The sequence below is a fragment of the Rathayibacter caricis DSM 15933 genome, from assembly GCF_003044275.1.
Taxonomy (GTDB): Bacteria; Actinomycetota; Actinomycetes; order Actinomycetales; family Microbacteriaceae; genus Rathayibacter; species Rathayibacter caricis.
The window spans coordinates 3,498,677-3,520,944 of record NZ_PZPL01000001.1; the positions used below are offsets into that span (position 1 = coordinate 3,498,677).

A 22,268-nucleotide genomic window follows, 5' to 3' on the forward strand; every position below is an offset into this window, starting at 1 on the left:
GGAGAGCGGTGCGGTGTCAGCCGATCGTCGAGGTGACGGTGTCGACCACGAGGCGCGCGGCGAGGGGCCCCGCGTTCAGGAAGAACGGCTCCATCGGGACCTCGACGGCCGTGCCTCCCTCGACCGCGGTCAGCGTGGGCCAGAGCGCCGCGTCCTCGATCAGCGAGAGGCCGTCGCCGAGCCCGGCGTAGAACACGTGGTCGGCGTCGGCGAGCTCGAGCTGCTCCGCGCTGATCTCCTGGGCGGTGTCGTCGAAGCGCTGGGACTCGGGCCGGTCGAGCCCCAGGTCCTCGGCGAGACCTCCGACGAAGGACGGGACGCCCTGGATCCGCGTGCGGTCCCCGGTGGACTGGAGGAACGAGACCGTCGGCGCCGGATCGGGCAGCGTCGCCGCGAACGCGTCGGCGTCCTCGTGCAGCTCGTCGAGCATCTCCTGCGCGTCGCCCTCGCGGCCCAGGGCGTCGGCGAGCAGGAGGAGGTCGCTCTTCCAGTTCACGCCGTTGCCGAGCGTCACCACGGTGGGGGCGATCGCGCTGAGCTGGTCGTAGAGCTCCGTTCCGCGGACGGAGTTGATCAGGATGAGGTCGGGATCGGCCTGGGCGATCGCCTCGACGTCGGGCTCGGTGCGCTCGCCGATGTCCGCGATCCCGGCGCTGGTGCCGACACGGTCGGCGAGGTACTCCGGCACGAGGCCGCTGTTCTCGGCGCGGGTCGCGGCGGCGGGGACGACGTCGAGCGCGAGCAGGGCGTCGAGCTGACCCGTCGAGACGACGGCGACCCGCTCCGGGGCCGCGGCGAGCTCGGTCGACCCGGCGTAGTGCGCCACGGTGCGCGGGAACACGCCGTCCTCCTCCGGGGCGCCCATGCCCTCGCCCATCGTGCGCGAGACGGTCCAGTCGCCGACGGCGGCGGCCTCGGCGTCGGGCAGCTCGGCGGTCGAGGCGGAGCCCGAGCAGCCGGCCAGGGCGAGCACGGCGGCTCCGGCGAGCGCCGGCACGGCGAGCCGGAGGCGGGACGGACGGACGAGGACGGTGCGGGTCGAGGAGTTCACGCCGGTAAGGATAGCCTTGCCTGAATGATCGACCGCGCCCCTGCGCCTTCCGCAGCTCCGGAGCCCGCCACGGCTCCCGTCGCCCCTCGGCGACCGCTCGGGCGGACGCTCAGCGCGGGACTGCTGCTCGCCGTGCTGCTCGTGCTCGCCTGCACCGCGAGTCTCGCGGTCGGTTCCCGACCCGTCCCGGTCGATGCCGCCCTGGACGCGCTGCTGCACGGCGGCGCCACCGCCGACGCGCTGATCGTGCGGGAGCTGCGGATCCCCCGCACCGCCACCGGCCTGCTCGTCGGCGCCGCGCTCGGAGCGGCCGGGCTGCTGATGCAGGCGGTGACGCGCAACCGCCTCGCCGACCCGGGGCTGCTCGGGGTGAACGCGGGCGCCTCCGCGGCGGTCGTCGTCGCCATCGGGTTCCTCGGCGTCTCGAGCGCGGGCGAGTACGTCTGGTTCGCCTTCGGCGGTGCGGCCGTCGCCGCGGTGCTCGTCCACCTCGTCGGCGGCGGCGACGGCCGCGACCCGATCGGCACCGTGCTCGCCGGAGTCGCGCTGGGCGCGTGCCTGAGCGCGCTGATCGGCATCGTCACGCTGCTCGACACCGAGACGTTCGAGTCGTACCGGTTCTGGGTCGTGGGCTCCCTCGAGCGGCGCGAGCTCGGCACCGCGGCGCAGCTCGCTCCGTTCGTCGCGCTCGGGCTCGTCGTCGCCGCGCTCGTCGCGCCGGGGTTGAACCAGCTGGCGCTCGGGCACGACGTCGCGCGCTCCCTCGGGGTGCGCCCCGGCGCCGTGATCCTCGGCGCGGGCGCCGCGATCACCCTGCTCTGCGGAGCCGCGACCGCCGCCGCCGGACCGCTCGCCTTCGTGGGGCTCCTGGTCGCGCACCTCGTGCTGCGCCTCGCCGGTCCGGATCTGCGCTCGGGACTCCCCCTGGCGGCACTGGGCGGGGCCGTGCTGGTCGTCGTCGGCGACGTGCTCGGCCGGCTGATCGCCGCTCCGGGCGAGGTGGAGGTCGGCATCGTGACGGCCCTGCTGGGAGCGCCCCTCCTGTTCCACCTGGCGACGCGGAGGAACGCGCGATGACGCTCGCCGAGCGGCGGTCTGCGCGCCGCACCCGCGTGATCGCCGTCACCGCGGTGCTGGCGCTCGCGGCGGCCGTCGCGGGCATCGTCGGAGGCTCCTACGAGACGACGCTCGCCGACGTGCGCGACGCCGTCCTCGGCACGGCGTCGGCGCGGACCAGCGTGATCGTCGTCGACATGCGCCTCCCCCGCGTCTTCGCCGGGCTCCTCGTCGGAGCGGCCCTCGGAGTCGCGGGCGCCGTCTTCCAGACCCTCTCGCGGAACCCGCTCGGCAGTCCCGACATCGTGGGGTTCAGCGCCGGCTCCGCCTCGGGCGCCCTGGTCTGCCTGGTGCTGCTGACCCCGCCCGCCGACCCGGCCCTCGGCGCGTGGGCCGGCGGGATCGGCGCGGTGCTCGCCGTCCTCTTCCTCACCCGCGGAGCGGGCCTGGCGAGCGAGCGGACGATCCTGGCGGGGATCGCCCTCGCGGCCCTGCTCTCGGCGGCGAACGAGTTCCTCCTGACCCGTGCGCCGACCGAGGTGGCGCGCTCGGCGACGATCTGGCTCTTCGGATCGCTGTCGGCGACCGACTGGGGAGACACCGCGCTGCTCGCGGTCGCCGGCGGAGTGCTCGCACTGCTGCTCGCGACGCAGCGCGAGCGGCTGCGGCTGCTCGAGCTGGGCGACGAACTGGCGACGGGGCTCGGAGTGCCGGTGCGGCGGACCCGGCTGGTGCTGCTCCTGCTCGCCGCGGGGCTGACCGGGACGGCGACCGCGGTCAGCGGTCCGATCGGATTCGTCGCGCTCGCGGCACCGCAGCTCGCCCGCCGCGCGACGGGCTCGGCGGGGATCCCGCTGACTGCGTCGGCGGCGATCGGGGCGACCCTCCTGCTGGCGTCGGACGTGCTCGCGCAGCGGGTGCTCGCTCCCCTCCAGCTGCCGGTCGGGCTGGTGACGGGGGCGGTCGGCGGGGCGTACCTGTTCTGGCTCGTCGCGCGGGGGCGGCGGCGCCCCGCGACCGCCGCCGAGCGGTCGCCCGCCGGCCGCGTCAGGCGCGGTCGTGCAGCGTGATCAGGTAGCCGTCCGGATCCTCGAACGTGAACGTGAGACCGAACGGGCCCTGCACCGGATCGGAGGCGATCGGCACGCCCGCCTCGACGAGTGCGGCGTGGGTCCGCTCGGCGTCGGAGGCGTGCAGCCAGAGCCCGACGCCCCGGCCCAGCGGGGCCGCGTCGAGATCGACTCCGGGCGCCGCGGAGCGGACCGCGAACGCCGCCGGCGAGGTGGCGAAGACGACCGCGTGCGGCGGGCCGGCCTGCCGCGCGAAGCCGAGGTGCCGCTCGTAGAAGGCGGCGGAGGAGTCGAGGTCGCGCACCTGCAGCGAGACGAAGCCGGGTCCGGAGACGGTCATGGGGAGTCCTTCCGTTGATGTCAGTCTTTTGACATGTGACATCCTATGTCAGAATCCTGACATGAGTGGAATCGATCTCGCCGCCTCCCCCGGATACCTGCTGAAGGTCGCGTCGACCGCGCTGCGCGCCGCCATGGAGGAGATGCTGCATCCGCTGGGCATGACGATCACGCACTACTCGTGCCTCGAGCTGCTCGCTCAGCGCCCGGGACTGTCGAACTCGGAGCTCGCGCGGGGGACCTTCGTGACACGGCAGTCGATGAACGTGCTGCTGCAGTCGCTCGAGCAGCAGGGCCTCGTCGCGAGGGCGGAGCGACCCGTGTCCGGGCGCGTCCTCCCGACCGAGCTGACCGCAGCCGGGCGCCGTCAGCTGCGGACGGCGAGCGCTGCGGTCCGCGCGGTGGAGGACCGCATGGTCGCCGGGCTCGCGGACGGCGACCGCGAGCGGCTGACGCTCCTGCTCGCGAGCTGCGCGGCGGCGCTGCGGGCGTGAGTGCATCCGTGCGTTGACACGGCGCCGCGGCGGTGCCTGACTGGGTCCGACGCGAGGAGGCGCTCATGGCGGGGATCACGGGGTTCGACCACATCGGAGTGACGGTCGTCGATCTCGAGGCGGCGACGGCGTTCTTCGTCGGACTCGGCCTCGAGATCGAGGGCAGCACTCCCGTCGAGGGCGAGTTCCTCGACACGGTCATCGGCCTGAGCGGCGCGCGGACCGAGATCGTGATGCTCCGGCCTCCGGGCGGTGGGACGGCCGTCGAGCTCTCGCGCTTCGTCCGGCCCCCGTCGCCTACCGTCCCGCCGCCGGTCGGAGCGACCGAGCCCGGGCTGCGGAGTCTCGCGTTCGTGGTCGAGGACCTGGCGGCGGTGCTCGCGCGGCTCGCCGATGACGGCCACGGGCTCGTCGGCGGCGTCGGCGAGCACGAGGGCGTCTGGCGGATGGCCTACGTCCGGGGTCCCGAGGGCATCATCGTCGCCCTGGCCGAGCGGATCGACGGCTGACGCGGCCGCCGCCCCTCACGCGAGCCGCGGCGAGCGCCTGCGGTACTCGGTGGGCGTCGCTCCCGTGCGGCGCCGGAACGCCGAACTCCGCGACCACCACCGGCGATCGAGCGGCAGCGGCCGTCGTGGTGGCGGTCGGCACGCGCTCCTGACTCAGTCGCAGTCGGCGGGCTCGCCGTCGCCGATCTCGGCGGCGAGCTCGTCGGCGCTCAGCCGATCGCCGGGCGCGGGCGTCCGGAACGGCCCGGCAGGCGGGAGCCCCACCTCGGGGTCGGCGGTCTCGGGGGCGGCCTCGACGTCGAGATCGCGCTCGGCCCGCTCGGCGTCGCGGGCGGGTCGGGAGGACGGGAGGAACGGCTCTGCCATCGACATGCCGTCGAGGATCACCCGCGCAGGTGACAGCGAGGTGAACGCGGCCGTCACGGGAACGTCACTCCGGTCCGCTCCTCCGAGAGCCGCCACAGGCGCTGCGCATCCTCGGGGTCGACGAGGCGCGGGAACGGGCGCTGCTCCGTCGGCGCTCCCCCGAGCCCACCGGGGCCGCCCGGTCCGACGAAGCGGCCGCCCGCGCCCTCGAGGACGGAGGCGAGCAGCGCCGGCAGCGGGGCCGTCTCGACCGTGCCGACCAGGAGACCACGGCGCGACAGCGCCCGGATCAGCCGGACGTCGAGCCCGTCGCGGGTGCGACCCGTCTCGGGACGGGCGGCGAGGAGGCTGGTGGGCGCCACTCCGGGGTGCGAGAGGTTGCTCGTGACGCCCCAGCCGTGCGCGGCGCTGCGGCGCTCGAGCTCGAGGCCGAACAGCCCGACCGCGATCTTCGACGAGCTGTAGGCGCGGAACGCGTGGTAACTCCGCTCCCAGTCCGGGTCCTCCCAGTGCACCCCGTTCCGATCCGCGGCGACGCTCACCTGCGACACGACGCGCCCCCGTCCCTCGCGCAGGAGCGACATCAGTCGGCCGATGAGGGCGAAGTGCCCGAGGTGGTTCGTGCCGAACTGCAGCTCGAAGCCGTCCGCCGTGCTCAGGCGCGTGGGCGGGGTCATCACTCCGGCGTTGGCGACCAGGTGGTGCAGCGGCCGCCCCTCGGCGAGGAGCGTGTCGGCGAGGGCCCGGACCGACTCGAGCGACGAGAGGTCGAGGTCGCGGAGCGAGACCGCGGCTCCCGGGTGCTGCTCCCGGATGCGGGCGAGCGCCGCCTCCCCCTTCGCGCGGTTGCGGACGGGCAGCAGCACCTCCGCTCCCGCCGCGGCGAGGCGCCGGGCGAGGACGAGCCCGAGGCCGTCGCTGCCCCCGGTGACGAGGGCGCGGCGGCCCGAGAGGTCGGGGAGGTCGAGGTCGATCGGTCGGCGTGGCATGTCGGGCTCCTGACTCTGGGCTGCGAGGTGCAGTGCTGCCAGCGTGCGGCCCGCGGCGCCCGGGAGGAACGTCCCGCTCAACCGTGGATCGGCGGACCGTGGCTGAGCGCGCCGACCGCCGGTAGAAAGGGAGCGAACGTCAGGAGGACCGATGCGCACGATGGACCGGGAGGGGCTCGCCGAGTTCCTGCGCGCACGACGCGAGGCGCTGCAGCCCGAGGACGTGGGGATGCCGCGCACGGCGCGCCGCCGCACCGCCGGGCTCCGGCGCGAGGAGGTCGCCGCCCGCTGCAGCATGTCGGCCGATTACTACGCGCGCATCGAGCGCGGACGCAGCCCCCAGCCGTCCGAGCAGATGCTCGCGTCGATCGCTCAGGGACTGCACCTGACCCTCGCCGAGCGTGACCACCTCTTCCACCTCGCCGGGCACCGGCCGCCCGAGCGCGGAGCGTCGGACGGCCACGTCGGCCCGGGGTTGCTCCGGATCCTCGACCGCCTGCAGGACACGCCCGCCGAGATCGTGACGGAGCTCGGCGAGACGCTGCGGCAGACTCCGCTCGGCGTCGCCCTCACCGGCGACCTCACCCGCTTCACCGGGCCCGAGCGCAGCATCGGCTACCGCTGGTTCACGAACCCGGCGAGCCGGGCGATCTACGCCCAGGAGGGTCACGAGCACCTGTCGCGCGTCTGGGCGTCGGGACTGCGCGAGGTCCTCAGCCGCCGCGGACCCGGTTCCCGCGCCGCCCGCTACGTCGAGCTGCTCCTCGAGCGCAGCGACGAGTTCCGTGCGCTCTGGGCGCTGCACGAGGTGGGCGTGCGGCCCGGCGAGACCAAGCGCTTCGAGCACCCGGAGCTCGGGCGGCTCGACCTCGCCTGCCAGACACTGATCGACCCGGTCGACTCCCACGCGCTGCTCGTCTACACGGCGGCCCCCGGGTCACCGAGCCACGAGAAGCTCGAACTGCTGCGGGTGATCGGGGCGCAGCTGCCGGCGGTGGATGCCTCGTCGTGATGTTTCGACCGTGAGAAATCTCGCAGTGATCGACCACCAGGGCTTGCGCGGAGTGCCCCCACATGGGTGGAGTTACCGGATGACGGATACGACGAGCACGACCGGCGAGAGCTCCCCGGGGACCGGCAAGGGATCCGAGAAGGGATCCCTCAAGAAGGTCATTACCGGGCCGCTCCTGTTCGCCTTCATCGTCGGCGACACCCTCGGCGCGGGCATCTACACCCTCGTCGGCACCATGGCGAACGACGTGGGCGGCGTGATCTGGCTCCCGCTGCTGATCGCCCTGGTGATCGCCCTGCTGACCGCGGGCACCTACGCCGAGCTGATCACGAAGTACCCGCACGCCGGCGGCGCCGCCCGCTACGTCGACCGCGCCTTCGGCAAGCCGTACCTGTCGTTCCTGGTCGGCTTCCTGATGATGGCGTCCGGCATCACGACCGCCGCCGCCCTCGCGAACGCGTTCGCCGGCGACTACCTCGGCGCGCTGCTCGACGTGCCGCCCGTGCCGACGGCCCTCGTCTTCATCGCGATCCTCACCCTCGTGAACCTGCGCGGAGTGAAGGAGTCGCTGACCGCGAACCTCGTCGCCTCGGTCATCGAGGTCAGCGGCCTCGTGATCGTGATCGTCTGCGCGGCGATCTTCTTCGGCGGCGGCAACGGCGACTTCTCGCGAGTGCTCGAGTTCAACCCCGAGGTCGCCCCGTTGCAGGGCGCGTTCGCCGCCTCCATCGTCGCCTTCTTCTCCTTCCTCGGCTTCGAGGCCGCGGCGAACATGGCCGAGGAGGTGCGGAACCCCTCGAAGGTCTACCCGCGCGCCCTCTTCGCGGCCCTGTTCACGGCCGCCGTCGTCTACCTCCTGATCGCCCTCGGCGCGGTGATCGTGCTGCCGATCGACGAGCTCGCCGAGTCGACCGGTCCCCTGCTCGACGTCGTCGCGGCCAGCGGAGTGGCGGTGCCGCCGTGGCTGTTCGGCCTGATCGCGCTCGTCGCGATCGCGAACGGCGCGCTGCTGTTCATGGTCATGGCGAGCCGGGTCGGCTTCGGCCTGGCCACGGCGGGCCTGCTGCCGAGCGCCTTCGGACGCGTCCTGCCGAACCGCCGCACCCCGTGGGTGTCGATCATCGTCGTCGGCGGCGTGACGATGGTGCTGAGCGTCCTCGGCGACGTCGGCACGCTGTCCGAGACCACCGTGCTCCTCCTGCTCCTGGTCTTCATCTCGGCGAACGTCTCGGTGCTCGTGCTGAAGAAGGACCGCGTCGACCACCCGCACTTCTCGGTGCCGCGGGTCGTCCCGATCCTGGCGACCATCGCGAGCATCGTGCTCCTGACCCAGCAGACCGGAGTGGTGTGGCTCGGGACGGCGGGGTACGTCGTGGTCGGGTCGCTGCTGTTCCTGGCGACGCGCTTCGGGAAGAAGCGTCACGCCGACCAGGTGTCGGCGCGCGAGGACGCGGACCGCTCGTGATCGCCGCCGTTGGGGGCTTTCCGCGGCTCTGAACTGCTCAGAGCAGCGAATCATGCCCAACGGTGACGCGGTGTGATCCGATCCGTCGCGAACGGTCGCCCCTGCTCGGGGTGAGCGGCCGTCCGTGACGGATCAGTAGGGACCTCGCGCCGGGAGTGACGGATCGATCGCGCGCAGGGTCTGTGCGCGACTGATCGATCCGCATCGTGGGAGCGTGGAGGGGTGTCCGTCTCTCTCGCCCCGTTCCCTTCCTCCGATCTCGCCGCCTGGATGGAGGTGCAGCGTGCGTCCTACGTCGCCGACCGCCTGCGCGCGGGCGACGACGCTGCGGCGGCGGAGCGGAACGCGGACGCCTCGCACGACCGCGTCTTCCCGGAGGGCCGCCTCGCACCCGGCCACGACGTGCTGCGGATCCTCGACGACGGCGTCCCGGTCGGCGTGATCTGGGTGGGGCCGCACCCGCAGGAGCTCGAGGGCGTGGCGTGGATCTGGGACGTCGAGGTGGACGAGCCGTTCCGCGGGCATGGGTTCGGTCGCGCCGCGATGCTCCTGGCGGAGGAGCACGCTCTCGCGCGCGGCTACCGCGCGTTGGCCCTCAACGTCTTCGGGTTCAACACGACGGCGCGCGGACTGTACGAGTCGCTCGGCTACGAGACGACGGCGGTGCAGATGCGGAAGGAGCTGGGCACGCCGGAGTAGCGGCCACAGTTCCGCGGTGGTCGCGCGTGCACTGTTCGCGTTGGGCCCGTCGTCGGCCTGCGCACTGGTCGCCGCTGAGTATCGCCGCGACGAGTGGACGGGTTCCGGGGCCTGAACGAGCTGTGAGGGCCGTTCCGCGTCCACTCGGCGACAGAGCCCGCGCCGGATGGACCCGAACCGGGGCCTGCTGACCCCGCGAGCACCGGTGCGCGACGAGTGGGCCGCGTCCGGCTGGGTCGCTCCGCGCTCCAGCTCTTCGCATGGAACGACGGCCGCCCGACCCGGGGCCACCATCGGGCACCGGGTCGGGCGGCCTGCCACCGGAGCTCAACTCGTCGAGGGAACCGCGGTCGGGTCGGACTGGCCCGACCCCTGAGCAGCCGCACCGACGCCGCGGCCGAACGCCTGGCCCTGGAGGATCGCCCCCAGGTCGACGCCGGTCGCGGACTTGACGCTGTCGAAGGTCGCGGCGAGGCTCGCCGCCTGCTCGCGGGCGATGTGCGTGCCGGCGGTGTCGCCGCCGATCAGCGTGATGGTGCCGACGTTCTGGTAGCCCTTGGCGAACTCGGACATGAGCGAGGGCAGCTGCCCGATGAGCTCGCGACCCAGGATCGCCTCCTGGTTCTCGCGGAGCGCCTCCGCCTCGGCCGCGATGGCCGCCGCACTCGCCTCGCCCTTGGCGCGGATCGCCTCCGCCTCGGCGGTCGCGTTCGCGCGCAGGGCCTCGGCCTCGGCGCCGGCCTTGGCGCGCAGAGCATGCGCCTCGGCCTCGGCGCGGGCGCTCACGGCGGCAGCCTCGGCGGCGGCGGATGCCTGGCGGGCCTCGGCCTGGCGCTGAACGGCGTAGGCCTCGGCGTCGGACACCTGCTGCGCGACCTGGCGGTCGGTCTCGGCCTTCTTGGCGCGGCCGTAGGCGTCGGCGTCGGCCTCGGTCTGGCGGCGGTACTTCTCGGCGTCCGCGACGCGCTTGACGTCGGCGTCGAGCTCGGCCTGGCGGTTCTCGGCGCGCTGCACCAGAACGGCCTGCTCGCGCTCGGCGCGGGCCAGGTTCTCGGCCTGCTCGGCCTCGGCGTTCGCCCGGCCGACCTCGGACTTCGCGGCAGCGGTGTTCTTGTCGTAGGCGGTCTGCTCGATCAGGTTCGCCTCGTCGGTCGCGAGCTGGCGGGCCTTGACCTCGCGCGCCGCGTTGATCCGGGCGACGTCGGCCTCGCGGCGGACGCGCTCGATCTCCTGCGCGCCGAGCGCCTCGATGTAGCCGTTGCGGTCGGTGACCCCCTGGATCGCGAACGAGTCGAGGACGAGTCCCTGCGCGAGCAGGTCGCCCTTGATGCCCTCGGCGATCTCGTCGCCCAGCTTCTGCCGGTCCTGCATGACCTCCTCGACGCTGAGCTTCGCGACGACGCCGCGGAGGGCGCCCTCGAGCTGCTCGGTCGTGAAGACGTCGATCGACTGGTCCTGCGAGGCGAAGCGCTCGGCGGCGGCGCGCACCTGGTCGGCCGTGGATCCGATCTTCACGAGCGCGACGCCGGCGAGGTGGATCGTGACGCCGTTCTTGGTCTGCGCCACCGGCTCCATCTTGATCTGCCGCGACCGCAGCGAGATGCGGTCGGAGCGCTGGGTGAGCTTGTTGACGAAGGCACCCCCGCCGGTGATGACGGTCATGTTGGACGTGAGCCCGTCATCGCCCTTCTGCTTCTTGCCGACGATGACGATCGCCTCGTCGGCCTGAGGCACCTGATACCAGGCGCGGAAGATGAAGAAGCCGATGAGTGCCAGCAGCAGCAGGGCGCCGGCGACGACCCCCGCGATGACGATCCAGAGCAGGTCGGATTGCATGAACGAGATTCCCCCTTCTCGGGACACGCCGGAGACGTGTCTCTGAGCGATGTACGGCTTCATCGTGGCATGCCCCGGCCCGAGGCGGAGCGGAGGGCGGCGGGTATCGGCTCTGAGCGACCGCGACTCTGCGCCGTCAGTCGGTGGAGGTGTCGCAGACTCCGGTGCCGTCGACGCGCTCCACGCAGACGCGGGCGCCTTCGGGGGCGAGGCTCCGCGCCGCAGGGAGCAGTCGCTCGAGGTCGCCGTCGTCACCCGAGGCCGTCACCGTCACCGACCGGTCCGATCGGGCCACCGCGGTGACGCTCGGAGTCGCGAGCAGCGCCGAGGCGTCGGCCACGGCCCCGCCGATGGAGCGGGGAGCGGCGCTGATCTCGAGCGTTCGAGCCTCACCGACGCTCATCGTGACGGTCGAGAACCGCGCGGCGTCCGGAGTCGCGGACACCGCCTCCGCGACCGTCAGCGCCCGATCCACCGTGTCGACGGCGAGCCGGAGGTGGTCGTCGTCCGTCCAGACGGAGCGGAGGTCGGCGAGGACCGCAGGGTCGAGAGCGGCGAGCACGGCGCGCGCCGACTCCCCCGACGCGCCGTCGCCGAGCGCGACCAGCGGACTCGAGAAGGCGACCTCGGGGCCGCCGGGCGATGCCGCTGCCGATTCCGCCGCCGCGAGGTCTTCCTCACTGCCCAGCGTCACCTCGAGGCGCTCCGGCGCCGCCCGGAAGCCGATCACCGGCACCGCCGCCGAAACCGCTTCCCACGTGCCCTCTGCAGCGTCGATCCAGACGCCCGGGTCGCCGCTGACGAGCTCCGACCGGTCGGAGCTCTGCACGCTGACGTGGACCGGAGCCGCGTCCGGCAGCAGGTCGGGAGCGTCCCGGGCGAGCGCGAAGAGGTCCCGCGCCGTCGCCGACTCGGCGAGGAGGAGGCTCAGCCCGCTGACTCGGTCGTCGCTGTCGTCCGCGGCCAGCGCGACGGACGACACGCGCGGATCGTCCCGCAATTCGAGCGCCGCCGCGATCCTCCCGTCGGTGAGATCGGAGTCGCCCGAGACGGGGAGACTGAGCCCCTCCGCGTCGAGCACGACCCGGACGTCTCCCGCTGGGCGTTCGGACGCGAAGGCACTGAGTCGGTCGGCGAGCGCCCGCAGGTCGGCATCCGCGAGGTCGTCGCGTGCCATCACCTCGGCGCTCACTCCGCCGGTGAAGGGCATGTTGTCGACCGTCGAGAGCTCGAGATCGGCGATCGCCTCGTCGCTGCCGAAAGTCCGTGCGAAGTCGGCGCGGAACGAGTCGCCGGAGCAGCCGGTGAGCAGGAGGACGGAGGTCAGGGCGAGGGCGGCGACTTCGAACTTCCGCATCCGCTCAGCCCGCATGGCGCCAGCGTAACCGCGTGCTCCAGAGGTCGAACGGAGTGGACGGATCGCGTTCGGCGTGCTTCACGCGGCAGGTCCGTGCTCGCTCGACGACGAGTCGTCGCGGATCGGGTCCCGAACGGAATACGGAGGCCGTTCCGCGTCCACTGACGGAGGAAGGCCGGAGCGATTGCGCGCGAACGGGGCCTGAGGACCGCGAAAGGCCCGATCCGAGTCGAGTGACGCGATCGACCGCGGCTCTGGCGCATCGAACGCGGAGCATCGACAGCAACACGCGGACGGAGCGACGCGCGGGCCGACACGACCCTGCAGGACGACTCCGGCGAGGATGCTCACGCCGAAGCGGAGCCGAGAAACTGCTGGGGTACCTGGACTCGAACCAAGAACAACTGAACCAGAATCAGCCGTGTTGCCAATTACACCATACCCCAATGGCCATCCACAGGTGAGGGAGGAGGCCAGGCGGCGGCCGGAAGAACTTCCGGCGCCGAGGAAGAACACTACCCTACGGGCGCACGCCGCTCAAATCGACGCCGGCCTCGTGGATCGCGTGGGCCTCGGACTCGGGGGCGGCCTCGCCGAGGCGGGCCCGCACGAGGTCGCGGTTGACGGCCGAGGCGACCTGCGCGCCGGAGCCGGCGGCCACGATCAGCTGCTGCGGGCCGGGGGCGGTGACCTCTCCGGCGGCGTAGAGGCCGGGCACGGAGGTGCGTCCGCCCGCATCCACGCGGAGGAAGCCGTCGCCGTCGGTCTCGGGGCCGGCGGCGTCGAGGTACTCGAGGACGGGGACCCAGATCGGGCGGACGAAGGCGCCGGTGCGCGGGATGACGTCGCCGTCCTCGAGCAGGACGCCGGTCATCTCCGCGCGCTCGCCGGCGAGGTCTGCGACAGGGCGGCGCTCGACGCGGATGCCGATCGAGCCGAGCAGGGACTCGTCGGCGTCGCTGACGACTCCGATGCCGTTGGTGAAGACGATTAGATCGGTCGACCACTGCGAGAGGAGCATGGCGCGCTCGGCGAGGTCGGAGGTCTCTCCGATCAGGGCGAGGGGCTCCCCCGCCTTCTCGTAGCCGTCGCACTCCATGCAGCTGTGCACGGCGGTGCCGTAGTAGGCGCGGAGGCTGGGCAGGCGGGGCAGCTTCTCACTGAGGCCCGCGGCGACGACCACGGCGGTGGCCACGACGGCGCGGTTCGCGGCTCCGCGCACGCCGCGTGCGGAGACGAGGAACTCGCCTCCGGAGCGCTCGACCGAGGTCACCAGGGCGTTGTGCACCTCAGCGGCCTCGTAGCTCTCGACCTCCTCGCGGCCGAGGCGGCGGAGCTCGAGCGGAGAGACTCCGTCGCGGGTCAGGAAGCCGTGCGAGTGCAGCGTCGCGGCGTTCCGCGGACGGTTGCTGTCGAGCAGCAGGACGCTGCGACGGGCGCGCGCCAGGTTGAGCGCGGCCGACAGTCCGGCCGGGCCCGCGCCGATCACGACGACGTCATAATCGCGACCTCCCACCGCCTCGGCCATGCTCAGGCCGGTCCGGCGGAGGCGGAGGTGCGGTCGGCGAGGCGCGAGAGGCGCGCGAGCGACTCCGCCTTGCCCAGGATCTCCATCGACTCGAACAGCGGGGGCGAGACGCGGCGACCCGAGATCGCGGTGCGCAGCGGTCCGTAGGCGATGCGGGGCTTGAGCCCGAGGCCCTCGATCAGGGCCGAGGCGAGCGCGGCCTGGATCGAGGCGGTCAGCCACTCCCCCTCCGGCACCGCGGACAGCGCCTCGATCGACGCGGCGAGCACGTCGCCGGCGTTCGCGGGGAGGCCCTTGAGGGCGTCCTCGTCGTAGGACAGCGCCTCGGCGGTGGTGAAGAGGAAGCCGAGCATGCCGGGCGCCTCGCCGAGCAGGCCGATGCGCTCCTGGACGAGCGGCGCGGCGGCGTCGAGCACCGCGCGCTGCGACGGAGTCGGCTCGCCGTCGAGCACGCCCGCGGCGACCAGGTACGGCACGGTGCGCTCGGTGAAGTCGTCGACGGCGAGCAGACGGATGTGGTCGCCGTTGATCGACTCGGCCTTCTTGAGGTCGAAGCGCGCGGGGTTGGGGTTCACGTCGGCGACGTCGAAGGCGGCGATCATCTCGTCGATCGAGAAGACGTCGCGGTCGTGGGTCAGCGACCAGCCCAGCAGCGCGAGGTAGTTGACCAGGCCCTCAGGGATGAAGCCTCGGTCGCGGTGGTGGAACAGGTTGGAGGAGGGGTCGCGCTTCGAGAGCTTCTTGTTGCCCTCGCCCATGACGTACGGGAGGTGGCCGAAGCGCGGCACGAAGGTGGTCACTCCGATGTCGATCAGCGCGTGGTACAGCGCGATCTGCCGGGCGGTGGAGGGCAGGATGTCCTCGCCGCGGAGCACGTGCGTGATCTGCATGATCGCGTCGTCGACCGGGTTCACCAGCGTGTAGAGCGGCTGGCCGTTGGGGCGCACGACGACGAAGTCGCTGAAGGAGCCGGCCGGGAAGGTGATCTCGCCGCGGACCAGGTCGTCGAAGGAGAGATCGGCGTCGGGGACCCGCAGACGCAGTGCGGGGCTGCGGCCCTCGGCACGGAACGCGGCGCGCTGCTCCTCGGTGAGACCGCGGTCGAAGTTGTCGTAGCCGTGCTGCTTGGCGCGGCCCGCGGCCTCGTTCCGGGCGTCGATCTCCTCGGCGGTGGAGTAGCTCTCGTAGAGATGGCCCGAGGCGAGAAGACGCTGGATCACGTCGAGGTACACGTCGCTGCGCTCGGACTGGCGGTACGGACCGTGCGGGCCGCCCACTCCGACGCCCTCGTCCCAGTCGAGCTTCAGCCAGCGCAGCGCGTCGACGATCTGCTCGTAGCTCTCCTCGCTGTCACGCGCCGCGTCGGTGTCCTCGATGCGGAAGACGAAGGTGCCCCCCGTGTGCCGCGCGTACGCCCAGTTGAACAGGGCGGTGCGGATGAGGCCGACGTGCGGCGTCCCGGTCGGGGACGGGCAGAAGCGGACGCGCACGTCGCTCCCGGTCGCGGTCGTGAACGGGTGCGCCGCTGCGGCGCGATCGGAGGGCGGGGTGAGCTCAGACATACGCCCGCGATTCTAGCCGCGGAGCGCGCAGTGCCGTCGGGCTGGACAAGGGGCGTTCCGGGGGTGCGGACTCCGCGCGGACGCCGGTTCAGGGGCCCTCCGCACTGCCGTACGGACGGGATCCTCCGCGGATCGACCGCATGACCGCGCTCCCACGCCCTTTATCGCGAAGCAGTGCTCCGCGTCAACGGACTCGTCTTCTCCGAGGAGCAGTGGTGCTCTGTGCAGAGCGCTTCTCCGGGGCCGCTCGATGAGGAGCGCACCGCATCCGCCATGCCCCGGGCCTCGCGCCAGCACGCCCGGAAAGGGGATTCGGATGAGCACGACCGTCGCCATGTCGCGCGCCACCGCCGCGATGGATCCGGCACGCGAGGAGAAGGACGCTCGCACCCTCTCGCTGTTCCGCGCGGCCGCCGAGGCCACGGGCGCCGAGGGCGACCGCATCCGCGAGCGCATCGTGCTCGACCACCTGGGACTCGCCGAGGCCATGGCCCGCCGCGTCTCGCGCGGAGGCGGTGCCGGCGGCGACTGGGCGGACCTGCGCCAGGTCGCCTACGTCGGCCTCGTCAAGGCCGCCCGCCGCTTCGCTCCCGAGCGCGGCGACAGCTTCGCGGCCTTCGCCGTGCCCACGATCACCGGCGAGCTCAAGCGCCACCTGCGGGACCTGGGCTGGATGGTCCGCCCGCCGCGCAGCGTGCAGGAGCTGCACCGCCGCTCCGGGGTCGTCGCGGAGGAGCTCTCGCAGGAGCTCGGTCGGCACCCGTCCGACCACGAGATCGCTCTGCGGCTCGGCGTCGACGCCGCCGAGGTCGCCGATGCCCGCTCGGCCGGTCATCCGCTCTCCCTCGACGAGACGGTCGGCACGGGCGGCGACGGAGGAGTGCGGCTCGGCGAGACGCTCGGCGGCGACGACGAGAACCTCGCGGCGATCGACCGCCGGCACGGCCTCGCCACGGCCCTCGCGGAGCTCGAGGACGCGCAGCGCGAGCTGCTGCGCATGCGCTTCGTCGAGGAGATGACCCAGCAGCAGATCGCGGAGGCGCTCGGCACGACGCAGATGCAGGTCTCGCGCCTGCAGCGCCGGATCCTCGCGCAGCTGGCCGACCGGCTGGGCGCACCCTCGCGCTCGCATCAGCCGCGCTCCCCCCGTACCCGCGTCGCCGTGGTCACGCCCGTCCGGCAGGCACCCCGCCTGCGGTCCGCCTGAGGTGCGCCTCGGCGCGCGAGGGCAGCGAGACGAGGGCGTCCAGGACGTCCTCGGTCTGCACGGCCAGGAGGGCCGGGTCCGGCTCGGACGAGAAGACGTCGCCCTTGCGGAGCGACGCGTCGGTCAGCACGATGTGCGGTCCGCTGACGGGCGGGCCCCAGGCCTCGGGCGGTGCCGGGCCGAAGATCACGACCGAGGGGATGCCGTAAGCCGAGGCGAGGTGAGCGGCTCCGGTGTCGACGGTGACCAGCGTCTCGGCGGCGGCGACCACCGCGGCGAACTCGACCAGGTCGACCTCCCCGGCCAGCACCTCCCCGGTGCCGGCGAGCTCGGCGACGCGACGGGCGCGGTCGGCCTCGTTCGCGCCTCCGGTGTAGACGACGCGGTGCCCCTGGCCGGCGAGCGAGCGGGCGACCGCGGCGAAGCGCGCCTCGGGCCACTCGCGCGAGCCGTAGAAGGCGCCGATGTGCACGACGGCGGCGCCGTCGACGCGAGGAGCGACCTCGGGGACCGCGATGGCGACGTCCTCGGGATCGGCGTCGAGGCCGATCGAGTTCACCAGGCGGGCCCAGCGCGCGCGCTCGAGCTCGCCGTCGATCCACAGCGGGCGCGGGTCGTCGTGGCTCGCGTCGGGATCGAGCGCCGGCACGCGGAACTCGAGCGTGCGCTCGGGCTCGATCTCGGCGAGGCGCAGCCGCGACTCCGGACCGTTGCCGTGCAGGTTGACGCCGAGCTCGACGCGGCCGGCGGCCATCGGCAGCGGATCGTCGAGACCGTGCAGGGTGGGCACCAGGGCGTCCAGCCCCTCGATCAGGTCGACGATCGGCTCGAGCCAGGGCGTCGTGGCGAGGATCAGCCGGTGCTCGGGGAAGCCGCGGCGCAGCGCCTTGAGCGCCGGCACCGCCACGAGGATGTCGCCGAGCTTGAGCGCGCGGAGCGCGAGGACCTCCGGGGTGCCGTCCGGTTCGGTGAGAGCGCGCACGGCGCCTCCTTCCTGTCGGAGGTCCCGTACCCCGTCGCCGGACGCTCAGACGCACGCGCCCCGATCCCGACGCGCCCGAGCGGCACCACTTCTCCTTGGCACCGTTTACGAGGAGGAGAAGCAGGGTACGAGAACGGTGTGACCGATCCGATGCACCCGCGCGAGCAGCGCGGCACCGCCGAGCTCGAGCGGACCCCGCGACTGCGCGGGATCCTCTTCGACCGCGATGCCACGCTCGTGGTCGACGTGCCCTACAACGGCGACCCCGACCGGGTCGAGCCGATGCCGACCGCCCTCGACGCCGTCGAGCGCGCGCGCGAGGCGGGGCTCGCGATCGGAGTCGTCACCAACCAGTCCGGCATCGCCCGCGGCATCATCGACCGGTCGCAGGCCGACGCGGTGAACCGGCGGGTCGACGAGCTCTTCGGCGGCTTCGACGTCTGGATGCTCTGCCCGCACGGACCCGAGGACGGCTGCGACTGCCGCAAGCCCGCGCCCGGGATGGTGCTGGGCGCGGCGGCGGCTCTCGGGCTGCCCGCCGACTCCCTCGCCGTCATCGGCGACATCGGCGCCGACGTGGGCGCGGCGGCCAACGCGGGCGCGCGGGGCGTGCTCGTCCCCACTCCGATCACGCGGGCCGAGGAGGTGGCGGCCGCGGCGTTCCGCGCCGACACGCTCCTCGAGGCGGTCGAGCTGCTCCTGGCGATGCAGCCGGACCCGTCCGAGGAGGGCGCCGCATGACCCGCCGCGTCCTCGTCGCCCGCCTCGACAGCGCGGGCGACGTGCTCCTCTGCGGCCCCGCCGTCCGCGCGATCGCCGCGGACGCGGAGGTGCTGCTGCTCGCGGGGCCCCAGGGTGCGCCCGCCGCGGCGCTGCTGCCCGGCCCGACGAGCGTCCGCACCTGGTGGTGCCCGTGGATCGGCGACGCCTCGCGCCCGGTCGACGCCGCGCTCGTGGCGGAACTGCAGGCGATCGTCGAGGAGTTCGCTCCCGACGAGGCCGTGATCCTGACCTCCTTCCACCAGTCGCCGCTGCCGCTCGCGCTGCTGCTGCGCCTCGCGGGTGTCGCGCGGATCAGCGGCGCCTCCGTCGACTTCGCCGGCGCCCTGCTCGATGTGCGGCTGGTTCCGGGCGAGACCCTCGAGGAGGACCAGCCGGAACCGGAGCGCGCCCTCGCCATCGCCGCCGCGGCCGGCTTCGCGCTGCCCGAGGGCGACGACGGACGCCTGCGCGTGCACCGCGAGGGCTCGCTGCCGGCCGCGCTCGAGGGAGTGGGCCCCTACGTCGTCGTGCACCCCGGAGCGGCGGTGCCGGCGCGCGCCTGGCCCGCGGAGAACGCGGCCCGCGCCGTCGAGCTGCTCGCGGACGAGGGCTTCGCCGTCGCGGTCACGGGCGGTCCCGGCGAGCGCGCGCTCACGGCCGAGGTCGCGGGCAGCCGCGGCATCGACCTGGGCGGCGCGACCGACTTCGCCGGTGCCGCCGAGGTGCTCGCCCGCGCCGAGGTCGTCGTCAGCGGCAACACCGGTCCGGCGCACCTCGCCGCGGCCGTCGGCACTCCGGTCGTCAGCCTCTTCGCCCCGGTCGTCCCCGCGATCCGTTGGGCGCCCTACGGCGTGCCCGTGGAGCTGCTGGGCGATCAGGGCGCCGCGTGCGCCGGCTCCCGCGCCCGGGTCTGCCCGGTGCCCGGCCACCCCTGTCTGGCGGGGGTGAGCGCCGAGGAGGCGGTCGCCGCCGTCCTGCGACTCCGCGCCCTCGGGCGCTCCACCACGACCACGACGGAGGCGATGGCATGAGGATCCTCCTCTGGCACGTGCACGGCGGCTGGGCGGACGCGTTCGTCCGCGGCGACCACGAGTACCTGCTCCCCACGACGGCCGCCCGTGACGGCTGGGGCCTGGGCACCGGCGGCCGCGACTGGCCGAACGCGATCGAGATCGCCCCCGAGGATCTGCGCGACGCCGACGTCGACGTCGTGCTCCTGCAGCGCCCCGAGGAGCTCGCCGAAGCGGAGCGACTGCTGGGCCGGCGCCTCGGCCACGACGTGCCCGCCGTCTACGTCGAGCACAACACCCCGCGCGGCGACGCCCCGACCAGTCGGCACCCGCTCGCCGACCGCGACGACCTCCTCCTGGTGCACGTCACGCACTTCAACGCGCTGATGTGGGACACCGGATCGACGCCGACGACGGTGATCGAGCACGGGATCCACGATCCGGGGCCCCTCTACACCGGCGAACTCGCGCACTTCGGAGTCGTGATCAACGAGCCGGTGCGGCGCAACCGCGTCACCGGCACCGACCTGCTGCCCCGCTTCGCCGAGGTCGCGCCGCTCGACGTGTTCGGGATGAAGACCGAGGGCCTGGCCGAGCTGCCGGGCTTCCCGGAGGGCCGGCTCGACGTGCTCGGCGACGTGCGGACGAGCGAGATGCACGCGCAGCTCGCCCGCCGCCGCGTCTACCTCCATCCGTTCCGCTGGACCTCGCTCGGCCTCGCGCTGCTCGAGGCGATGCACCTGGGCATGCCCGTGATCGCGCTCGAGACGACCGAGGCGGGCCGCGCCGTGCCGCCCGGCGCGGGAGCGGTCTCGAACGACCTCGACGAGCTCGTCGCCGCCGCTCGCGAGCTGATCGCGGATCCGGAGCGCGCCGCCGCCGCCGGGGCGATCGCCCGCGAGAGCGTCCTCGAGCGCTACGGCCTCGCCCGGTTCCACCGGGACTGGGACGAGGTCCTCTCCGATCGTCCGCGCCGCACCGGCCGGACCCTCACCGCCGCAGGGACCCGAGGAGGGAGCACCCGATGACGCACACGACCACCACCCGACCGCTCGCGATCGCGATGGTCTCGGAGCACGCCAGCCCGCTGGCGACGCTCGGAGGCGTCGATGCCGGCGGCCAGAACGTGCACGTCGCGGCCCTCGCCGACGCGCTCGCTCGCCGCGGCCACCGCGTCACCGTGTACACCCGGCGCGACGACCCCTCGCTCCCCCGCCGCGTCCCGTTCACCTCCGGAGTCGAGGTCGTGCACATCGACGCCGGCCCGGCCGCGAAGGTGTCCAAGGACGATCTGCTCCCCTACATGGGCGACTTCGCCGTCGACCTCGCGAACGACTGGCTCGACTCCCGCCCCGACCTCGTGCACAGCCACTTCTGGATGTCCGGGGTCGCCGCGCTCGACGCCTCCGAGCGGGTGGAGCGCGCGACGGGCCGCCGCGTGCCCGTGTTCCACACCTTCCACGCGCTCGGAGTGGTCAAGCGCCGCCAGCAGGGCGCGCTCGACACGAGCCCCGAGGAGCGCGCCTGGCTCGAGCCCGGAGTCGGCCAGCGCGCCGACGGCATCGTCGCGACCTGCTCCGACGAGGCGTTCGAGCTCAAGGGCCTCGGCGTGCCGACGAGCAGCATCTCGGTCGTGCCCTGCGGAGTGGACCTGGAACGCTTCTCCCCCGACGGACCCGTGGCCGAGAAGACCCGTCCGATCCGGCTCATGAGCATCGGGCGCCTCGTGCCCCGCAAGGGCATGGGCCACGCGATCGAGGCGCTCGCCCGCCTGGTCGACGACGGGCACGACGCCGAGCTCGTCATCGTCGGCGGCTCGGGCTCGGGCGACGCCCTCGCAGCCGACCCCGAGTACCAGCGCCTGCACGGCGTCGCCGAGGGCCTCGGAGTCGCGGACCGCGTCCACCTCGTGGGCCAGCTCTCGCAGACCGAGATGCCCGCGACGCTCCGCTCGGCCGACATCGTCGTCTGCGCCCCCTGGTACGAGCCGTTCGGCATCGTGCCGCTGGAGGCGATGGCGTGCGGCCGGCCGGTCGTCGCGTCCTCGGTCGGCGGGCTCATCGACACCGTCGTCGAGGACGTCACCGGCGTGCACGTGCCGCCCCGCGACCCGGCGGCCCTCGCCGCCGCCCTCGCCGCTCTGATCGCCGACCCCGAGCGCGCCCGCGCCTACGGAGCCGCGGGACGCGAGCGCGTCGAGTCGCGCTACTCCTGGGACCGCGTCGCCGCGGACACCGAGCGCGCGTACCTCACCACCCTCGCCGGACTCGGCGACGGGGAGGCCGTCCTGACCGGCGCTCCCCGCAGCTCCCACTCCTCGAAGACCCGGAAGGCGGCCCCCCGACGATGAGCATCGACACCGTGCTGGACACCCCGACGGACGCCGCCCGGCGGATCGTCGACGACCACATCTCCCGCTCGCTCGACGTCGTCGCGCAGCTGGAGCGCCACTCCGAGCAGATCGTCGCCTGGGGCGTCGAGCTCGCCGACCGCCTGCACTCGGGCGCCCGGCTGCTCGCGGCCGGCAACGGCGGCTCCGCGGCCGAGGCGCAGCACCTGACGGCCGAGCTGGTCGGCCGCTTCGACGGCGACCGCGTGCCGTTCTCGGCGATCTCGCTGCACGCCGAGACGTCCAGCCTCACCGCGATCGGCAACGACTACGGCTTCGACCACGTCTTCGCCCGCCAGGTCACGGCTCACGCGCGCTCCGGCGATGTGGTCGTGCTGCTATCGACCAGCGGGCGCAGCGCCAACCTGCTGCACGCCGCCGAGGCGGCCCGCGCCGCAGGAGCCCGCACCTGGGCGCTCACCGGGGACGGTCCTAACCCGTTGACCGACGCGTGCGACGAGGCGATCGCCCTGGAGGGCCACGGCTCGAACGTGCAGGAGGCGCAGCTCGTGCTCGTGCACGCGCTCTGCCGGGCCTTCGAGCACCGCATCCGCGCCCGCACGGGAGCCGCCGCGTGAGCCCGCG

22 protein-coding genes and 1 tRNA gene are annotated in these 22,268 nt (G+C 73.6%); 13 read left to right on the forward strand and 10 right to left on the reverse strand.

The features are described from left to right. Window positions 1-16 precede the first annotated feature (16 nt). Window positions 17-1,051 carry an iron-siderophore ABC transporter substrate-binding protein gene (locus C1I63_RS16345; protein ID WP_170116403.1) on the reverse strand — a complete coding sequence of 345 codons (1,035 nt, stop codon included), beginning with the start codon at window positions 1,049-1,051 and terminating at the stop codon, window positions 17-19. Window positions 1,052-1,075: 24 nt separating this feature from the next. On the opposite strand from C1I63_RS16345, the gene C1I63_RS16350 reads away from it, so the two are divergent. Together C1I63_RS16350 and C1I63_RS16355 are read left to right on the forward strand one after the other, a co-directional pair. Next, window positions 1,076-2,128, forward strand: a complete 1,053-nt coding sequence (locus C1I63_RS16350) for an iron chelate uptake ABC transporter family permease subunit (protein ID WP_082481565.1) — start codon at window positions 1,076-1,078, stop codon at window positions 2,126-2,128. Continuing rightward, complete coding sequence (locus C1I63_RS16355) at window positions 2,125-3,177, forward strand: FecCD family ABC transporter permease (protein WP_107575451.1); 1,053 nt, start codon at window positions 2,125-2,127, stop codon at window positions 3,175-3,177. The genes C1I63_RS16350 and C1I63_RS16355 overlap by 4 nt, the downstream gene beginning before the upstream one ends. On the opposite strand, the gene C1I63_RS16360 is transcribed toward C1I63_RS16355, so the two are convergent. Beyond that, window positions 3,155-3,517, reverse strand: coding sequence for a VOC family protein (locus tag C1I63_RS16360; protein WP_107575452.1), 363 nt, complete (start codon window positions 3,515-3,517; stop codon window positions 3,155-3,157). The genes C1I63_RS16355 and C1I63_RS16360 overlap by 23 nt on opposite strands. A 61-nt stretch (window positions 3,518-3,578) precedes the next feature. Between C1I63_RS16360 and C1I63_RS16365 the strand changes: the two genes are divergently transcribed. Beyond that, complete coding sequence (locus C1I63_RS16365) at window positions 3,579-4,010, forward strand: MarR family winged helix-turn-helix transcriptional regulator (protein ID WP_107575453.1); 432 nt, start codon at window positions 3,579-3,581, stop codon at window positions 4,008-4,010. A gap of 65 nt (window positions 4,011-4,075) precedes the next feature. Continuing rightward, window positions 4,076-4,519 (forward strand): VOC family protein, encoded by a 444-nt coding sequence (locus tag C1I63_RS16370; protein WP_107575454.1) that lies wholly within the window; start codon window positions 4,076-4,078, stop codon window positions 4,517-4,519. A gap of 153 nt (window positions 4,520-4,672) precedes the next feature. Here C1I63_RS16370 and C1I63_RS16375 read toward each other — a convergent pair whose 3' ends face one another. Both C1I63_RS16375 and C1I63_RS16380 read right to left on the reverse strand, forming a co-directional pair. Beyond that, on the reverse strand, window positions 4,673-4,942 hold the full coding sequence (locus C1I63_RS16375; RefSeq protein ID WP_107575455.1) for a hypothetical protein: 270 nt from the start codon (window positions 4,940-4,942) through the stop codon (window positions 4,673-4,675). After that, on the reverse strand, window positions 4,939-5,874 hold the full coding sequence (locus C1I63_RS16380) for an SDR family oxidoreductase (RefSeq protein ID WP_107575456.1): 936 nt from the start codon (window positions 5,872-5,874) through the stop codon (window positions 4,939-4,941). The genes C1I63_RS16375 and C1I63_RS16380 overlap by 4 nt, the downstream gene beginning before the upstream one ends. Window positions 5,875-6,025: 151 nt before the next feature. On the opposite strand from C1I63_RS16380, the gene C1I63_RS16385 reads away from it, so the two are divergent. The 3 genes from C1I63_RS16385 to C1I63_RS16395 all read left to right on the forward strand — a co-directional run bounded on the left by C1I63_RS16385 (window position 6,026) and on the right by C1I63_RS16395 (window position 9,050). After that, window positions 6,026-6,886 (forward strand): helix-turn-helix transcriptional regulator, encoded by an 861-nt coding sequence (locus C1I63_RS16385; RefSeq protein WP_107575457.1) that lies wholly within the window; start codon window positions 6,026-6,028, stop codon window positions 6,884-6,886. 79 nt (window positions 6,887-6,965) lie between these two features. Beyond that, window positions 6,966-8,351, forward strand: coding sequence for an APC family permease (locus tag C1I63_RS16390; RefSeq protein WP_055793480.1), 1,386 nt, complete (start codon window positions 6,966-6,968; stop codon window positions 8,349-8,351). A 222-nt stretch (window positions 8,352-8,573) separates the two neighbouring features. Continuing rightward, on the forward strand, window positions 8,574-9,050 hold the full coding sequence (locus tag C1I63_RS16395; RefSeq protein ID WP_211315634.1) for a GNAT family N-acetyltransferase: 477 nt from the start codon (window positions 8,574-8,576) through the stop codon (window positions 9,048-9,050). Between the two features lie 327 nt (window positions 9,051-9,377). On the opposite strand, the gene C1I63_RS16400 is transcribed toward C1I63_RS16395, so the two are convergent. From C1I63_RS16400 to gltX, 5 genes are all read right to left on the reverse strand, one after another. Continuing rightward, window positions 9,378-10,886 carry an SPFH domain-containing protein gene (locus tag C1I63_RS16400; protein WP_055793491.1) on the reverse strand — a complete coding sequence of 503 codons (1,509 nt, stop codon included), beginning with the start codon at window positions 10,884-10,886 and terminating at the stop codon, window positions 9,378-9,380. Between the two features lie 136 nt (window positions 10,887-11,022). After that, window positions 11,023-12,258: a hypothetical protein gene (locus tag C1I63_RS16405; RefSeq protein ID WP_146168478.1), complete on the reverse strand. Its 1,236-nt coding sequence runs from the start codon at window positions 12,256-12,258 to the stop codon at window positions 11,023-11,025. Window positions 12,259-12,617: 359 nt separating this feature from the next. Next, a tRNA-Gln gene (locus C1I63_RS16410) sits at window positions 12,618-12,689 on the reverse strand. A 74-nt stretch (window positions 12,690-12,763) separates the two neighbouring features. Continuing rightward, window positions 12,764-13,771, reverse strand: coding sequence for an NAD(P)/FAD-dependent oxidoreductase (locus C1I63_RS16415; protein ID WP_107575459.1), 1,008 nt, complete (start codon window positions 13,769-13,771; stop codon window positions 12,764-12,766). A 2-nt stretch (window positions 13,772-13,773) separates the two neighbouring features. Then, window positions 13,774-15,333 (reverse strand): glutamate--tRNA ligase, encoded by a 1,560-nt coding sequence (gene gltX, locus C1I63_RS16420; RefSeq protein ID WP_107575460.1) that lies wholly within the window; start codon window positions 15,331-15,333, stop codon window positions 13,774-13,776. 316 nt (window positions 15,334-15,649) lie between these two features. On the opposite strand from gltX, the gene C1I63_RS16425 reads away from it, so the two are divergent. Next, window positions 15,650-16,540 carry a sigma-70 family RNA polymerase sigma factor gene (locus C1I63_RS16425; RefSeq protein ID WP_170116404.1) on the forward strand — a complete coding sequence of 297 codons (891 nt, stop codon included), beginning with the start codon at window positions 15,650-15,652 and terminating at the stop codon, window positions 16,538-16,540. Here C1I63_RS16425 and C1I63_RS16430 read toward each other — a convergent pair. Beyond that, window positions 16,500-17,522, reverse strand: a complete 1,023-nt coding sequence (locus tag C1I63_RS16430; RefSeq protein WP_107575462.1) for a glycosyltransferase family 9 protein — start codon at window positions 17,520-17,522, stop codon at window positions 16,500-16,502. The two genes, C1I63_RS16425 and C1I63_RS16430, sit on opposite strands and share 41 nt — an antisense overlap. A 138-nt stretch (window positions 17,523-17,660) precedes the next feature. Here C1I63_RS16430 and C1I63_RS16435 point away from each other — a divergent pair, with 138 nt between their 5' ends. The 5 genes from C1I63_RS16435 to C1I63_RS16455 are packed head-to-tail and all read left to right on the forward strand — an operon-like array spanning window position 17,661 to window position 22,261. Continuing rightward, the gene (locus C1I63_RS16435) at window positions 17,661-18,263 is read left to right on the forward strand and encodes an HAD-IIIA family hydrolase (protein ID WP_342353113.1); all 603 of its coding nucleotides are present in this window, start codon (window positions 17,661-17,663) and stop codon (window positions 18,261-18,263) included. Continuing rightward, window positions 18,260-19,315, forward strand: a complete 1,056-nt coding sequence (locus C1I63_RS16440) for a glycosyltransferase family 9 protein (protein WP_107575463.1) — start codon at window positions 18,260-18,262, stop codon at window positions 19,313-19,315. The genes C1I63_RS16435 and C1I63_RS16440 overlap by 4 nt, the downstream gene beginning before the upstream one ends. After that, window positions 19,312-20,322, forward strand: a complete 1,011-nt coding sequence (locus C1I63_RS16445; RefSeq protein ID WP_107575464.1) for a glycosyltransferase — start codon at window positions 19,312-19,314, stop codon at window positions 20,320-20,322. Before C1I63_RS16440 ends, C1I63_RS16445 begins: the two co-directional genes overlap by 4 nt. Further along, complete coding sequence (locus C1I63_RS16450; protein ID WP_107575465.1) at window positions 20,319-21,644, forward strand: glycosyltransferase; 1,326 nt, start codon at window positions 20,319-20,321, stop codon at window positions 21,642-21,644. Before C1I63_RS16445 ends, C1I63_RS16450 begins: the two co-directional genes overlap by 4 nt. Beyond that, a complete protein-coding gene (locus C1I63_RS16455; protein WP_055793507.1) occupies window positions 21,641-22,261 on the forward strand; it encodes a D-sedoheptulose-7-phosphate isomerase in 621 nt (206 codons plus the stop codon). Before C1I63_RS16450 ends, C1I63_RS16455 begins: the two co-directional genes overlap by 4 nt. Window positions 22,262-22,268 lie beyond the last annotated feature (7 nt).